Source organism: Nocardia yamanashiensis (assembly GCF_021183565.1).
In the GTDB taxonomy this organism is placed as follows: Bacteria; Actinomycetota; Actinomycetes; order Mycobacteriales; family Mycobacteriaceae; genus Nocardia; species Nocardia yamanashiensis.
Map to the genome: position 1 here is coordinate 1737328 of NZ_CP089226.1, position 14059 is coordinate 1751386.

Consider the following 14059-nt stretch of genomic DNA (forward strand, 5'->3'; position numbering starts at 1 on the left):
TGCGGGGTAGTCGATATCGAACCGAGGCTGCGGCGTGACGAAAACTGTACCGCGCCAGGCGTACTCGTGATGATCGTTTCGGCCGCCGGTCTCGGTTCGCCCCCGCGGAATTCACCCGGAGTTCGATTCCCGGGAGTGGCAGCGCCGACCACTTCGTGCCCAAATGTTCGCTGTATCGAGATAATTGCCTCTGAACTGCAAAAATGATGATTGCTGATCTCGGTGGGGTGGGGCATCGTTGAGGGGTGCGGCGACGGTGGCGGGCGCTGGAGACAGCAACGGTGGGTGTGGCGGCGGCGGTGGCCGGGCTGACCGTGATGGTGCCGATCGACCCCACGGTCGGCGTCACGCAGGAATCCTCGGCCTGGGTCGATCTGGCGGTGTTCAATGTGCCGCGCGCGACGCTGGCGGCGGCTTTCGTGACGGTGCTGGCGGCGGTGTGCATCGTGATGGCCAGCGACGCGGTCGGCTGGGTGATGGTGGCGCTGGGCGCGGGCGGGTTGCTCGTGGATCAGGTGCTGTGGAGCAACGAGGTCGGCTCGCAATCCCTGCTGACCTGGATCGACTCGGTGCTCGCGGGCATGCTCATGGGTACCGTCGGCACCTTGGCCTGGCATCGGAAATCGACCGCGAGCGCCTTCCTGTTCGGCGCCATGAGCGGCATTCTGGTCGGTGATTTCACCCCGGCTCCGGCTCCGGGGCAGACGCCGTCCTGGCTGAATCGCTATCTGCTGGAAATGCCGACGATCGGATTGTCCGCGCTCGTGATGGTGGCCGCCGCGCTGTGCGCACTCGGGCTGCGGCATCGGCCGGCGGTGGTCCGCAAACTCGTCGACGTGATCCCGCTGCGCCCGGTGGTGGTGGCCGGCATCGTCTTCCCGACCATTCTGCTCACCTCCGAATGGTTCGCGCAGGAAGGCCGTGAGCTGCGCGTGCTGGTGGTGGGAACGGTGTTGATCGTGTCGGCTGCGGTGATCGGGGCGTTCGTTCTGCCCGGCCGCGACGGCGTCCTCCTGCTGCTGATGGTGGCCTTCGCGGCGGCGGGCAGCACCCCGGTGACCGTGCCCCGACCCGATTGGGCCGTACTGGTTTTCGTCGCGCTGGTGGGTCTGGGCCTGGCCGCCGGGCACCGGCGCGGACTGCCGCTGCTGGCCGCCGGCTTGATCGCCCTGCTGGCTGTGGGAGCCATCCTGACCGCGCTGACCGGCGCGCACGGCATGCTCGTCGCCGTGCTGAGCGGGATGGCGGTGGCGTTCGTGGGCGGCTACAGCCTCGGCGCGGCCACCCCGCTGTTCCCGTCCATTCCGCCGCTGTGCATCGGGGTGCTGTTCGTGCCGTCGGCGGCGGTTGCGCTGTGGGGCAGGGATTTCGATCGCATCGCCTACTCGCCGAGCTGGTATCGCCCCGCCGAGCCCGCACGCGCGATCGCGCCCGGCTTGGTCGCCCTGGCCATCACGCTGGGCTGCGCCGCCGCCATCGCGCTGGTGTGCCGGGTGCGCCCGCGCACCAAGGAAGCCATTCGCGATCGGTGGGCCCGCATGCAAGCCGACGCGGAACACCCTGGCACGATCACGTTTTCGGACAGCAGCCTGTCCTACTTGGCGGCGTCGAGGCGGGACGCGGCGAGCTGGACGAGAAGGTCCAGGGTGTAATCGAATTCTCGATCGCGGTCGAAGCGCGCGAGATGCGGTGCGGCGCGGGCGATCTGGGGCAGCCCGGAGGTCTCGAGGATGCGGCGGCGTTCGGCGATGCCCGCGATATCGTCCGTGCCGAAGGTCGGTCCGGCCGAGACCTCGCGCAGCAGCGTACCGATCAGGGTGGCCAGGAAAGTGCGCAGCAGGTGCACGGCTGCTTCGGGCGAGCAGCCCCCCGCGCACAGTACGGTCAGCACCGCCTCGGTGGGCGCCAGTCCGCCGAACGAGGACAGCTGCCGGGTCAGCACCAGCGTCGCGGCCTCGGGATGGGCGAGGGTGACGCGCCGGAATTCGTGCGCCAGGGCGCGCAGATCGGTATCGAGTGATCCGGTGGGCGCGGGCATCCGGAGCTGTTCGAGGAGATGTTCGGCGACCGCATCGAGCAGACCGTCCTTGCCGTCCACATGGTGGTAGAGGCTTTTCGCGTCCACCCCCAGCACCCGGCTGACCGATCGCATGCTCACCGCCGCAATGCCTTCGGAGTCGATCACCGCCAGCGCGGCGGCCTGGATCGCCGCGCGGGAAAGCTGCGCTTCGGCCTTCGGCGGCCGCCCGCGGCGCGGGGGCGAGGTGGCGGAACCGGTCATGGCGTTCATCATTCCTCACGCTTGCTTATTTCCACGGCGTGGGTTTACTCTACCGATTATTCCCACGCCGTGGGATTCTGAGTGAGCCGAGTGCTCGGGAGTTTCGCCATGACCGACCGTTTCGCCATTCCCGCCGCCGAGGTGCTGCGCGCCCGCGAGAAACTCGTCCTCGATCACTTCCACGACGAAGTGCGCCAGGACTGGGACGACGTGCTGGCGACCTTCCCGCATCCGCACTACGAGATCATTCCGACGCTCACCGTCCACGACGGCGACGCGGAGGTACGCGGTTACTACCACGACACCCGGGTGGCGTTCCCGGATCAGGATCACGAGATCATCGCCATGCGGCACAGCGCCGATGCGGTGATCGTCGAATTCTGGCTGCTCGGAACGCATTTGGGCCCGCTGGGCGGCATTCCCGCCACCGGCGGCAGGCATCGGACCCGGATGACGGCGTATTTCGTCTTCGACGAGCACGAGCGGCTGATCGCCGAACGCATCTACTTCGACACGCTCTCGATGCTCAAACAGCTGGTCGGCGCGCTCGAACTACGCGATCCGCGCACCTGGCCGCTGCTGGTGCGGGCGCTGCGCGGACTGCTCGCCATGTCGAGCAGTCCGGACCCGCGCCTGGTGAACACCCCGGCCGCGGTATGAAGGTCCGTCATCTCAACTGCGGCACCATGCATCCGCCCGCCACGCCGGACGGGCTGGTGTGCCATGTGCTGCTCGTGGAGACGGAAAACGGTCTGGCGCTAGTCGATTCGGGCCTCGGACTACGCGATGCCGAATCGCCCGCCCGGCGTTTCGGGCCCGCGCGGCATTACGTCCGGCCGGTCTTCGATCCGGCCGAGGCGGCGATCACGCAGCTGCGAGCGCTGGGCTACGACCCGCACGACGTCCGGCACATCGTGCTCACGCACTGCGATGCCGACCATATCGGCGGCCTGGCCGACTTCCCCTGGGCGCAAGTGCATCTCACGGTCGCCGAGGCGGCGGCGGTACAGCGGCCCGGGACATTCGCCGAGCGCGGCCGGTACCTTCCCGAACCGCGAGCCCACGGACCGCGGTTCGTCACACACGAACCGGCGGCGGGAGAGTCCTGGCGCGGCTTCCCCGGCGCCGAGGAACTCACCGGCATCGCGCCCGGCCTCGTGCTGATCAGCCTGCCCGGGCACACGCGCGGGCACGCCGCCGTCGCCGTGGACGCCGGCGCCCACTGGATCCTGCACGCCGGCGACGGCTTCTACCATCACGGCCAACTCGACGGTACTGCCTCCGCGCCCCGTGCCCTGACCGCGATGGAGCGCCTCGTTGCCGCGGACTGGCAGCGCGTCGAAGCCAACCACGCCCGGCTGCAAGAACTCTGGCGGGCAGCCGACCCGGACCTGCTGCTGGTCAACGGCCACGACCCCTACCTGTTCTCGGTCGCCTCCGCGGCGGGCGTGCGCCGATAGGGTGCGGCGATCTGCGGACCGAGCTGCGGCGCCGCCGTGGACTCGCGGCGCCGCACGGCCGCGGCCGCATCGGGCTCGTTATCGGCGGTGAGGCGGTAGACGGCGCGTTCCAGTATCGGCAGCACCTGGGCCACCTCGAGGGTGCCGTCCGCGCACTGCCCCAGCAGCGCGAAAGTCATATTGGACAGCACCACCGCGATGTCTTGCAGGTATTGCGGATCCGCGCCGCCCAGCACCGCCGCCGCGATGGGCAGCACGGCATCGAGCCCATGATTGTCCAGGCGCTCGGAACCGGGCCCGACGCGCGCCCGGTGGTAGGCCTCGAGCATGATCGGATGCCGCTCCCACGGCTCGAACACGTGCCGGATCACTCGCATCAGCCCCGCGTACACCGTTTCGCCCGGCGGCGGGGATTCCATTGCGACATAGATGTTCTCCTCCATCCACCGTTCGATGGCCGAGACGATCAGCTCGTCCCGGGTCGGGAACACCTTGTAGATGGTGCTCAGTGAAACCCGTGCCCGCCGGGCCACTTCGCGCAGTTGGACGGCGTCGTAGCCGTCGGATTCGAGCAGTGCGCGCACCACGTCGATGATCCGGGCCCGCAAAGCCTCTTCCGTCTCCCTGCTCACCCCGCTACAGTAACGCCGTTACCTGAGTAACCGAGTTACTCATCGTGCTTCGCCGGGTGCCGCGCCGGGTGAGTTCGCAGAGAAAGATCACGATGCCCGGACAGCAGAATCGGACCCCGTCGCGCCGCCGGCCGGTCACGCGCGCATGGACCCTGGCCGCCGCCACCTGCCTCGCCATTGCCGCGACCTGTCTGGCGGGAGCGCCCGGCAGTGCCGAACCCGTCGACGAGTTCTACTTTCCCCCAGCGCAATTCGATACCGCTCCGGGTGCGGTCATCAAGACGGCAAGCATGCCGGTGTATCTGGCGCAGCCGGGATCCGATGGCAGCTGGCCGATTCCGGCGCAGCGGGTCATGTACACCTCGCGCACCCAGGACGACGTGCCGGTGGCGGTGACGGGGACGTATATCGACGCGAGTCAGCCGTGGCGCGGTTCCGGGCCGCGGCCGACGGTGCTGATCGCGCCGGGGACGGTCGGGCAGGGGGATCAGTGCGCGTTGTCGCTGGCGTTCTCGACCGGTATGTATGCCGCGGTGACGCCGCCGACGTTCTCGGCGAATCAGGAGGCGCTGGCGGCGCTGGCCTGGAATTCGCTGGGGGCCCGGGTTTTCGTCACCGATTACATCGGGATGGGGACGCCCGGGATCCACACCTATGCCAATCGGATCGAGGAGGCGCGGGCGGTGCTGGATGCCGCGCGCGCCGCGAATGCGTTGTCCGGCAGCGGAAGTGAGACGCCGCTCGCCTTCTGGGGATACTCGCAGGGTGGCGGCGCGAGTGCGGCGGCGGCCGAGATGCAGCCGGCGTACGCGCCGGAATTGAATCTCAAAGGCACCTGGGCGGGTGCGCCGACCGCTGACCTGTCGGCGATTCTGGATCGCATCGAGGGCAGCTTGATCGGTGGTGCCGTGGGGTACGCGCTGAACGGTTTCCTGGCCCGCTATCCGGAGCTGAACGGTGAGTTCGATGCCCGGATCAATGCCGCCGGGCGCGGACTGCTCGAGGAGCTGGCCAACGGCTGCATCGGCGACATGATCCTGCGACATCCGTTCTTGCGCACGCCCGCCTTCACCGCCGATCAGCGGCCGCTGGTGGATCACATGCGCGAAATTCCCGCTGTCGGAAGGATTCTGGCGCAGCAGCGCACGGGCTCGCTGACGCCGGGCAGCCCGGTGCTGATCACCAGCGGCAGCAATGACGACACCGTGCCGTACGGACAGGCGCGGCAACTGGCGACCGAGTGGTGTGCCGCGGGGGCGACCGTCACCTTCCGGACCAATGGGCTGCCGCCGATCCTGTACGGCACCACCATTCCGAACCATTTCGGACCGGAGCTGATCGACGGCTTCGGCACCAACAGTGCGGTGCGCTATCTGCTCGATCGGCTCGCGGACCAGCCGCTCGCGGGCTGCACCTTCGACTGACCCGTCAACGTTCGACTCTCGAAAGTCTGCCATGCCGGAAATCTCGCGCCGCGCTCTGCTGACGGGCACGGCGGCCACCGCCGCACTGCTCACCGCCGCCCGTGTCGGTGCGGCCCCGCCCGGAATCGCCGCCCGGGTCAACGATATTCCGCTCACGCGCGAGGAACATCGAGTGGTGGTGGTCGGTTCCGGGTTCGGCGGTGGCGTTGCCGCGCTGCGCCTGGCCGAAGCCGGGGTGCCGGTGCTGCTGCTCGAGCGCGGCATGCGCTGGCCCACCGGGCCGAATGCCCGGACCTTTCCGAAGGCGACAGCGCCGGACAAGCGCATGCTGTGGCACCGGTCCAGTCCGGAACTGTTCGGCCGGCCGGTGGCTTTCGAGCCGTACACCGGGCTCGTCGAGGCAGTGCCGGGAGAGAACATGACCGCCCTGTGCGCGGCCGGCCTCGGCGGCGGATCCCTGGTGTACCAAGGGATGTCGTTGCAGCCGGCCGAGGAGGTGTTCGCCGCGCACTTCCCGTCCGGGCTCGACTGGGCCGCGATGGACAGCGTCTACTACCCCCGGGTGGCGCGGATGCTTGACCTCGCGGTCGCGCCGGACGAGCTCGTCGATTCCGAGAACTACCGGGCGGCACGGGTTTTCGCCGAGCATGTGCGCCGCGCGGGACTGCCGCTGTCGAAGATCCCGATGCCGATCGACTGGAACTTCGCCCTGGCCGAGCTGCGCGGGGAGATGACGCCCTCGTACACCAACGGCGACGGCTCGATGGGCGTGAACAATGGCGGCAAGCACACCGTCGATGTCACCTATATCGCCGCGGCCGAGGCCACCGGGCGGGTGACCGTGCAGACCCTGCACGAGGTCACCGACATCGAGCGCGGCGCCGACGGCCGCTGGATCGTGCACGTCGATCGCACCGATACCTCGGGCACCGTGCTGGAGCGGAAGATCCTCACCGCCGGCGCGCTCGTTCTCGCGGCGGGCAGCCTCAATACGACGCGCCTGCTGGTCCGGGCCCAGGGGCGCGGCCAAATCCCGGACCTGCCGGATGAATTGGGCGGCAACTGGGGTACCAATGCCGACCGGATCTATGTCTGGACCAGCCCCGGCGACGAATTCGGTCGCGAGCAAGGCGGTCCCGTCGTCTATGGCAGCAAGAACTGGACGGATCCGAATGCCGCCCACACCGTCATTCAAGCCTCCATCCCGCCGCTTTCCCTGGACGCGCGATCGACCATGCTCGTCGGCTACGGCGTCAGCGGCGGGCGCGGCGAATTCCGCTACGACGCCGCCACCGGCAGCGCCACGCTGCACTGGCCCGCCGACGGCGATTCCTACATCCAGGACAACCACATCGGTCCCGCTGTCCGGCGGATCGCGGGCGAGGGCGGCTCCCTCCTGGACACGAACGCGGTGTTCCCCTCGACCTGGCATCCACTGGGTGGCGCGAGCATGGGCACGGTCTGCGATCTCGAGGGCCGGGTGCTCGGCCAGTCCGGGCTGTACGTCCTCGACGGTGCGCTCATGCCCGGCAATACCGCGGCCTGCAATCCGTCGATGACCATCGCCGCGGTCGCCGAACGTGCTCTCGCCCAGCTGGTTTCGGTCGATGTCGGCCGGACGATCTGAACGGCGCTATCCGGTCGATCGGCAGGTCTGGCCGGCGGCTTGCGCGGCGCCGGTTCCCGATACGGAGGTGGTGGCCGGTCCCGCGCCGAGCGTCGGTGCGGGCGGCGCCGTGCTCGTCCGGGTCGGAGTGGCCGGTGCGGGGGTGCCCGCCGGGGTGGCGGCGGCGGAGCCCGCGGACGGTTCGCAAGGTGGTAGCAGTTCTCTTTCGACGACCGAGCGCAGCTGCTTGTCGGTTTCCTCGCGGGAGCCCGACGGCAGGCCCTTGGCGATCGAATACTGGCCGGTGGCACGGAAATCGGCGAGTTTCAGTTCCCGGCAGCCGCTCGGAAAGGCCGAATCGGGCGGCACGAGCGTGAGTTCGCCCGATTCGGTGACACAGCCGACCTGGTCCACGTCGCGGATCGACAAACCCAGCACCGAATCCGGCATGCCGCGCAGTACGACCACGCGTCCGTTGTCGGCGGCGACGAAATAGTTGGCGCGGATCAGGTTGTAACCGATCAGCAGACCTGCCGCCGTACCGGCGATCGCGAGTGCGGCGACCAGGCGCCGGCGTGACAGCCGGGGCGCGGGCTTTTCGGGATTCTGTTGTCCGGCAGGGTGTTCCGTACTCGCGTGGGATGCCTTCGGTGGTGGTGCGCCCGGAATCAGCATCGGATCCGGGGTCGGAACCCGGTCCGGAATGACCGCCGGTTGTGGGCGCGGTCGCGGTTCCGGAACCGGTGCGGGCGATGGGGCCGGTGCTGCGATCGCGCGGTTCAGGTCGGCGATCAGCTCCGCGCAATTCGGATACCGATCATCGGGGTTCTTGGCCAGCGCGGTCGCGATCACCGCATCGAGCCCCGGCGGCAGGCCGGAGCGGAACCGGCTCGGCGCCGGTGGGGGCTCCATCAGATGCGCGCCGATCACCGCCGCCTGATCCGAGCGCGGGAAAGGTGTTCGGCCGGTGAGGAATTGGAACAGCGTGCAGCCGAGGGAGTAGATATCGGCGCGATGGTCGGCGGGCCGGCCGGAGAATCGCTCAGGGGCGGCGTAGGCGAAGGTGGCCGAGACGCTGGAGAGCGTGACGGTGTCGTCGAGGGTGCGGGCGATGCCGAAATCGGTGAGGACCGCGCGCATGCCGTGCCGTGGATCGTGTTCCAGCAGCAGGTTGGCGGGTTTGACGTCGCGGTGCTGGACGCCGCGGTGATGGGCGTGATCGAGGGCGTGCGCGGCATCGGTGATCAGGCTGGCGGCTTGATCCAGGGGGAGGCCTTCGGGTGCCGACGACAGCAGTCGCAGGGTGTCCCCGCCCGGGATGTGCCGCATGGACAGCCACAGCGCGCGATCGTCCGGGCCGTTGCGGTCGTAGACGGGCACGATATTCGGATGGTCGAGGCGCGAGGCGACCGCGGCCTCCCGGTCGAAGGCGGCGCGGGTGCGCGGGTCCGCGGCCAGGGCATCGTTGAGGATTTTCAAGGCGACTTCGCGGTCCAGCCGGGGGTGGCGCGCCAGATACACCGCGCCCATACCGCCGGAGCCGAGCAACCGCACGATGGCGAAACCCGCGAACTCCGACCCCGATGGCAACACCACGACACCCCCCGGTTGTGCGTCTGCGCTGCACCGGCACGGGATTCGACCGGGGGCGACGCGAGTTGGATTCTTGCAGGGAATAACCTCGAGGTCGTGGTTTTCGTGAAGGTGTGCGGGTTGAGTTCGATCGGCGACGTCGAGACCGCGGTGGCCGCCGGGGCCGACGCGGTCGGGTTCGTGCTGAGCCGGACCAGTGTGCGGGCCGTGGAGCCCGCGCTGGTGAAGGAATTGGCCGGAAGCGTTCCGGCAGAGGTGGATTCGGTGCTGGTCGTGCACGATGTGAGCGCCGAGGAGGGTGCTCGGGTGGCCCTGGAGGTCGGGGTCGACGTGCTGCAACTGCACGGGCGTTACTCGAAGGCGGATTTCGAGGCGGCGGCCGCGCTGGGCGTGCGGTTGTGGCGGGCGACTTCGCTGAAGGACGAGCCGGATCTGCGGGTGGGGGCGTTCGGGGAGGAAGTGCTGCTGCTGGATTCGCCCAAGGCCGGGTCGGGGCAGCGGTGGGATCTGTCGGCGCTCACTGCGGCGCGACCGACCGGCCGGTGGCTGCTGGCGGGTGGTCTGGCTCCCGGCAATGTGCGGGACGCCATCGCGCAGGCTCAGCCCTGGGGCGTGGATGTCTCGAGCGGCGTCGAATCGAGCCCTGGGGTCAAGGACCACGACCTGATTCGCGCGTTCCTCACTGCGGCGCGCGCGGAGTAACCGAATCCCGGCCCGCCTGCCGGGTATCGGCGGTGATGACCTCCACCAGCGCCTGCTCCGGATCCGACAGCCGGGTGCGGCGATGCATGAGCACGAAATCCAGTTCGCCCAGTTCCGGTAGGCGCGAATCGGTCAGCGGGACGAGGTCCTCGGGCAGCACGCTCTCCGCATGCACCACGATGCCCAGCCCGGCCAGGGCTGCGGCACGTAGACCGAGCAGGCTGTCGCTGACACAGCTGACGCGGTAGGTGCGGCCCGCGTGGCGCAACGCGCGCAGTGCGAGCTCCCGGGTCAGGCTGGGTTCGGGATAGGTCACCAGGGGTATCGGATCGTCGAATTCCGTTGCGGCGGAACGACCCGCCCAGATCAGCCGATCGCGCCAGAGCAGCCGGCCGTGCCGTTCGCCCGGCAGCCGTTTGCCGAAGACCAGGTCGAGTTCCCCGGCGGTCATCCGCGTTTTGAGGTTCTCGCTCAGGCCCACCGTCAGCTCCAGGTCGACGCCGGGATGGATGCGCTGGAACTCGACCAGAATGTCGGGCAGCTCGCGGGCCATCAGATCGTCGGAAGCGCCGAGGCGGATGAGCCCGGTCAGCGTGGAATCGGAGAAATAGCGTTCGGCCTGGGCCTGCGCGTCGAGAATGCGGCGGGCGAACCCGACCATGGCCGCCCCGTCGGCGGTAAGCGCCAGATTGCGGGTGTCGCGGCGGAACAGTTCCCGGCCCGCGGCCTGTTCCAGGCGGGCGATATGACCGCTGACCGTGGATTGCCGCAGCCCGAGCAGGCGGCCCGCCGCGGTGAAGCCGCCCGCGCGCTCCACGGCCAGGAAGGTGCGCAGGAGATCCGGTTCGAACACCGGTGAATTATCACATTTCTCGTTCGGAGTTATCGGATCGAACGTCTATCGCGATCGGTCGGCCGGCTCCTACCGTTCCAAGGGTGAGCATCCTGGCCAAGCTTCGTATCGATCCGTTCCTGCTCGGCATCCTCGCCACCGTGGCGTGCGCGGCGGTACTGCCCGCGCGCGGCGAGGCGGCGGAACTGCTCGGCTGGGCCACCAAGATCGCCATCGCGGTGCTGTTCCTGCTCTACGGGGCGCGCCTGGAACCCCGCGAGGCGCTGGCGGGTCTGCGCCACTGGCGACTGCATGCCGCCGTGCTGGCAGCGACTTTCGTGGTCTTCCCGCTGCTCGGGCTGGCGCTGCGGGTGCTGGTGCCGTCGGTGCTGAGCGAGGACCTCTACACCGGGGTGCTGTTCCTGTGCCTGGTGCCGTCCACCGTGCAGTCCTCGATCGCGTTCACCTCGATCGCGCGCGGGAATGTGGCGGGCGCGGTGGTGAGCGCCTCGCTGTCGAACCTGGCCGGGGTGTTCGTGACCCCGCTGCTGGTGATCCTGCTGCTGAACACCACCGGCGAGGTGCGGGTTTCGGCGTCGGCGGTGCTGGCGATCGTCGTGCAGTTGCTGCTGCCGTTCCTGGCCGGGCAGCTGCTGCGGCCGCGGCTGGGCTGGGTGCTGCGCCGGCCCCCGCTGCTCACCGTCGTGGATCGCGGCTCGGTGTATCTGGTCGTGTACGCGGCTTTCAGCGCGGGCGTGGTGCAGGGCATCTGGAAGGGATTGTCGGCGAAGGATCTCCTGGCCACCGTCGCCGTGTGCGCCGCGCTGCTCGCGGTCGTGCTGTGCGCGACCGCGCTCGGCAGCCGGTGGCTGGGGTTCACGCGTCCGGACCGCATCGTCATGACCTTCTGCGGGTCCAAGAAGAGCCTGGCCACCGGACTTCCGATGGCGTCGGTGCTGTTCGCCGGGCATGCGGTGGGGTTGATCGTGCTGCCGCTCATGCTCTTCCATCAGATCCAGCTGATCACCTGTGCCGCGCTGGCGCGCCGGTACGCCCGCGCGGATCAGACCGAGGCAGCCGAGCCGGCGATCGCGCGCTGATCCGCTCAGCGGCGGAATTCCTCGACCGGCTGGAATTCCGCGTGCCGGTCGCCCATTTCATTGCGGTACCACCGCTCACGGCGGGCGCGCTGCACCCGGTCGGCGAGGGCGTCCAGGCCGGGCACGATGCGCCGGGCCGTCTCCGCGCCGAAGATCAAGGGGGCCTGTGCGATCGGGTGCAATATCCAGGGGAATCGATTCGGCATGGTATGCCGGGCGTAGGTCGCCGGAGGCAGCCACACGCCGGTGTAGCCGATCTGCACCCGATAGTTGAACTCGTCGCGAATCCGCTTGTGCCACGGGGTATCCGGCTTCGGTGCGAAAGCGGGCAGATACGATTCGACCAGTTCCTCGCCGTCCGCTCCGGCCGTGTGGGCGCGTTTGACGAACGCGGCGAACATGAGCCGCACCGAGTCGCGGAAATCGCGCGGATACCACTCGGGCTGCACGCCGAGCAGGTGACCGACGTACCGCCAGAAGTGCAGTGTCGCTTCGATTTCCCGGATCGTGGTCTGATACCCGATGCTCCAGAGCGCCAGCCCCGGCACCACACTGCCGCCCATCAGGGTGAGGGTGGCGTCGCCGACGCTGATCGGCACACCCCAGGCCGCGTGATCCCATTCGGGCCGCTGGGTCAGCTTGCGGCGGATGAACACGTGCATGATCCGCACCCGCATGGCGGTCTGACGGCCGCGCGCACCGGGATCCAGGCCGCCGGGTTCGGACACATCTATCCAAAACCGCACCGTCTCCAGTTGCCGCTTGTGCGCCCGCGCACCGGTATAGCCGCCGGTGTAGGCGAGTGGTTTTGCGATCGAACTCTCCGAGTACATCTCCAGGGTGCTGGTGGTGGCGAAGCTGAAAACCGAAGTGCCCCAGCGCCGGAACACTCGTGCGCCCAGCTCTGCCAGCTCCGGATCCAGCCAGTCGGGCGGCGTCTCGTACTCGCGGAACAGCCGCACCAGCGACGGCGGCGCGTCCGGCACCGACTCGATTCCGTGGGTGAGCGCGCGATCGAGCATGGCGCGCCCGGCCTTCGGGCCCAACTCGCCCAGATACACCTCGTCCACGAACGCTTCCGCCACCGGATCGGCCTGGTAGTAGGCCGCGCCGAACGCACTCACCAGGTCCTCGGAGGGTTGCGGATCGAAGCGGAAGACGCGCTGCCACAGCCGGCGCGCCCGCTGTACATCGGGATCGGAAATCCGCTCCCGATAGCGGAATTCGGTGGGTGCCGGGTGATCCGGCGAGAAGGCCGCGGTGTTCATACCGAAACTGTAAAATGAGTTCGTGCTCATGTTCTACTTCGATTTCGCGCCGCGTTCGTAGGCCGACGGTATGGCATCTGACCTGCGCAAGAGTCCGAAACAACAGCGTGCGCTGGACTCCCGGGAACGGGTTGTCGAAGCTGCCGCTCAACTTTTCGCCGAACGCGGCATCGCCGACACCTCGACCAATCGGATCGCCGCGCACGCGGGCATGAGCATCGGCACCCTCTACCGCTACTTCGCCGACCGCGAGGAAATCGTGGAGGTACTGCGCACCCGCTTCCTGGCCGAAATCGAGGAACGCTTCACCACCGCCGTCCTCGGCACCCTCGCCGGACCGCCGCGCGACGCCGTCGCCGCCAGCCTGCGCGCCATCGCCGACACCCTCGCCGCCCAGGAGGGCCTGGCCCGCGCCCTGGTCGCGCAGATCCCCCTCAGCGCCCTCGAACTGACCGACCTCGAACGCCGCCTGCTGGTCCTCACCCGCGCCTACCTGCTGCACCAGTGGGGACCCCGTGACAATGCCGACCTCGACGGCAAAGCCCTGGTCATGATGAACACCGGCCTGGCGGCCAGCTTCCGGATCGCGTTCTCGCCCAAAGGGATCGACCGCGACCGGCTGATCGAGGACACCGCCGCCATGATCGGGGCGTGGATCGAGAGTGAACGCGAGCCGGCGTGACGAGGGCAACGGAAGAGGCCCGCGATGCGTTATCGCGGGCCTGGCTGGATCACGCTGCGGCAGGGATGGGTCAGAGCACCACGCTGTAGTAGTCGGTGTCGAAATCCATTGCGTCCTTGGCGGATTCGACCAGGGCGGCAATCCGGATGAGGGAACCGGCGAGCAGGCCGGTGAAGGCGCGGCGGCCGTCGGCGGCCTCGTGGGGGCTGGTGGACTCCGATAGCTCGAGGGCGTCGGCCCACGCCAATAGCGCGGCCTCGGCTTCGGGACCGGATAGGTCGAGGTGGATGGTGCCGAGAAACTCCGGACGGTCCGCGCCGGGCGCGGCGAGGCGGGCGCAGCTGTCCCAGGTCCAGGTGACGCTCGGCAGATCGGTGCCGGTGGCGCTGGCGGCGGTCGAATTCACCAGTTCCGACACCGTATCCATGGCGGCGAGCATGAGGGAATCGGTCACACCGGGCAGGGTCTCACCCGGTCAG

14 protein-coding genes are annotated in these 14059 nt (G+C 68.9%); 8 read left to right on the forward strand and 6 right to left on the reverse strand.

The genetic code is table 11. The annotated features are described in order from the left end of the window. Positions 1 to 245: 245 nt before the first annotated feature. A complete protein-coding gene (locus LTV02_RS08355; RefSeq protein ID WP_233039433.1) occupies positions 246 to 1652 on the forward strand; it encodes a hypothetical protein in 1407 nt (468 codons plus the stop codon). Here the strand turns inward: LTV02_RS08355 and LTV02_RS08360 are convergent. Further along, positions 1595 to 2281: a TetR/AcrR family transcriptional regulator C-terminal domain-containing protein gene (locus LTV02_RS08360; RefSeq protein ID WP_233039434.1), complete on the reverse strand. Its 687-nt coding sequence runs from the start codon at positions 2279 to 2281 to the stop codon at positions 1595 to 1597. The two genes, LTV02_RS08355 and LTV02_RS08360, sit on opposite strands and share 58 nt — an antisense overlap. Positions 2282 to 2389: 108 nt before the next feature. Here LTV02_RS08360 and LTV02_RS08365 point away from each other — a divergent pair, with 108 nt between their 5' ends. Then, positions 2390 to 2941, forward strand: coding sequence for an ester cyclase (locus tag LTV02_RS08365; protein WP_233039435.1), 552 nt, complete (start codon positions 2390 to 2392; stop codon positions 2939 to 2941). After that, complete coding sequence (locus tag LTV02_RS08370) at positions 2938 to 3741, forward strand: MBL fold metallo-hydrolase (RefSeq protein ID WP_233039436.1); 804 nt, start codon at positions 2938 to 2940, stop codon at positions 3739 to 3741. Before LTV02_RS08365 ends, LTV02_RS08370 begins: the two co-directional genes overlap by 4 nt. On the opposite strand, the gene LTV02_RS08375 is transcribed toward LTV02_RS08370, so the two are convergent. Then, a complete protein-coding gene (locus LTV02_RS08375) occupies positions 3699 to 4373 on the reverse strand; it encodes a TetR/AcrR family transcriptional regulator (RefSeq protein ID WP_332909566.1) in 675 nt (224 codons plus the stop codon). The two genes, LTV02_RS08370 and LTV02_RS08375, sit on opposite strands and share 43 nt — an antisense overlap. Before the next feature lie 92 nt (positions 4374 to 4465). On the opposite strand from LTV02_RS08375, the gene LTV02_RS08380 reads away from it, so the two are divergent. Both LTV02_RS08380 and LTV02_RS08385 read left to right on the forward strand, forming a co-directional pair. Beyond that, positions 4466 to 5797 carry a lipase family protein gene (locus tag LTV02_RS08380; protein ID WP_233039437.1) on the forward strand — a complete coding sequence of 444 codons (1332 nt, stop codon included), beginning with the start codon at positions 4466 to 4468 and terminating at the stop codon, positions 5795 to 5797. Between the two features lie 31 nt (positions 5798 to 5828). Then, positions 5829 to 7424: a GMC oxidoreductase gene (locus LTV02_RS08385; RefSeq protein WP_233039438.1), complete on the forward strand. Its 1596-nt coding sequence runs from the start codon at positions 5829 to 5831 to the stop codon at positions 7422 to 7424. A gap of 6 nt (positions 7425 to 7430) precedes the next feature. Here the strand turns inward: LTV02_RS08385 and LTV02_RS08390 are convergent, their stop codons facing one another. Next, entirely contained in the window at positions 7431 to 8999 is a 1569-nt protein-coding gene (locus LTV02_RS08390) for a serine/threonine-protein kinase (RefSeq protein ID WP_233039439.1), read from the reverse strand. 93 nt (positions 9000 to 9092) lie between these two features. Between LTV02_RS08390 and LTV02_RS08395 the strand changes: the two genes are divergently transcribed. Further along, a complete protein-coding gene (locus LTV02_RS08395; protein ID WP_233039440.1) occupies positions 9093 to 9698 on the forward strand; it encodes a phosphoribosylanthranilate isomerase in 606 nt (201 codons plus the stop codon). Here the strand turns inward: LTV02_RS08395 and LTV02_RS08400 are convergent. Continuing rightward, a complete protein-coding gene (locus LTV02_RS08400; protein ID WP_233039441.1) occupies positions 9676 to 10551 on the reverse strand; it encodes a LysR family transcriptional regulator in 876 nt (291 codons plus the stop codon). The genes LTV02_RS08395 and LTV02_RS08400 overlap by 23 nt on opposite strands. A gap of 83 nt (positions 10552 to 10634) precedes the next feature. Here LTV02_RS08400 and LTV02_RS08405 point away from each other — a divergent pair, with 83 nt between their 5' ends. Next, entirely contained in the window at positions 10635 to 11630 is a 996-nt protein-coding gene (locus tag LTV02_RS08405; protein WP_233039442.1) for a bile acid:sodium symporter family protein, read from the forward strand. A gap of 5 nt (positions 11631 to 11635) precedes the next feature. Here LTV02_RS08405 and LTV02_RS08410 read toward each other — a convergent pair whose 3' ends face one another. Next, complete coding sequence (locus tag LTV02_RS08410) at positions 11636 to 12898, reverse strand: oxygenase MpaB family protein (RefSeq protein ID WP_233039443.1); 1263 nt, start codon at positions 12896 to 12898, stop codon at positions 11636 to 11638. Between the two features lie 70 nt (positions 12899 to 12968). Between LTV02_RS08410 and LTV02_RS08415 the strand changes: the two genes are divergently transcribed. Next, positions 12969 to 13580 (forward strand): TetR/AcrR family transcriptional regulator, encoded by a 612-nt coding sequence (locus LTV02_RS08415; RefSeq protein ID WP_233039444.1) that lies wholly within the window; start codon positions 12969 to 12971, stop codon positions 13578 to 13580. Positions 13581 to 13650: 70 nt separating this feature from the next. Here the strand turns inward: LTV02_RS08415 and LTV02_RS08420 are convergent, their stop codons facing one another. After that, complete coding sequence (locus LTV02_RS08420) at positions 13651 to 14034, reverse strand: hypothetical protein (RefSeq protein WP_233039445.1); 384 nt, start codon at positions 14032 to 14034, stop codon at positions 13651 to 13653. Positions 14035 to 14059: the final 25 nt, after the last annotated feature.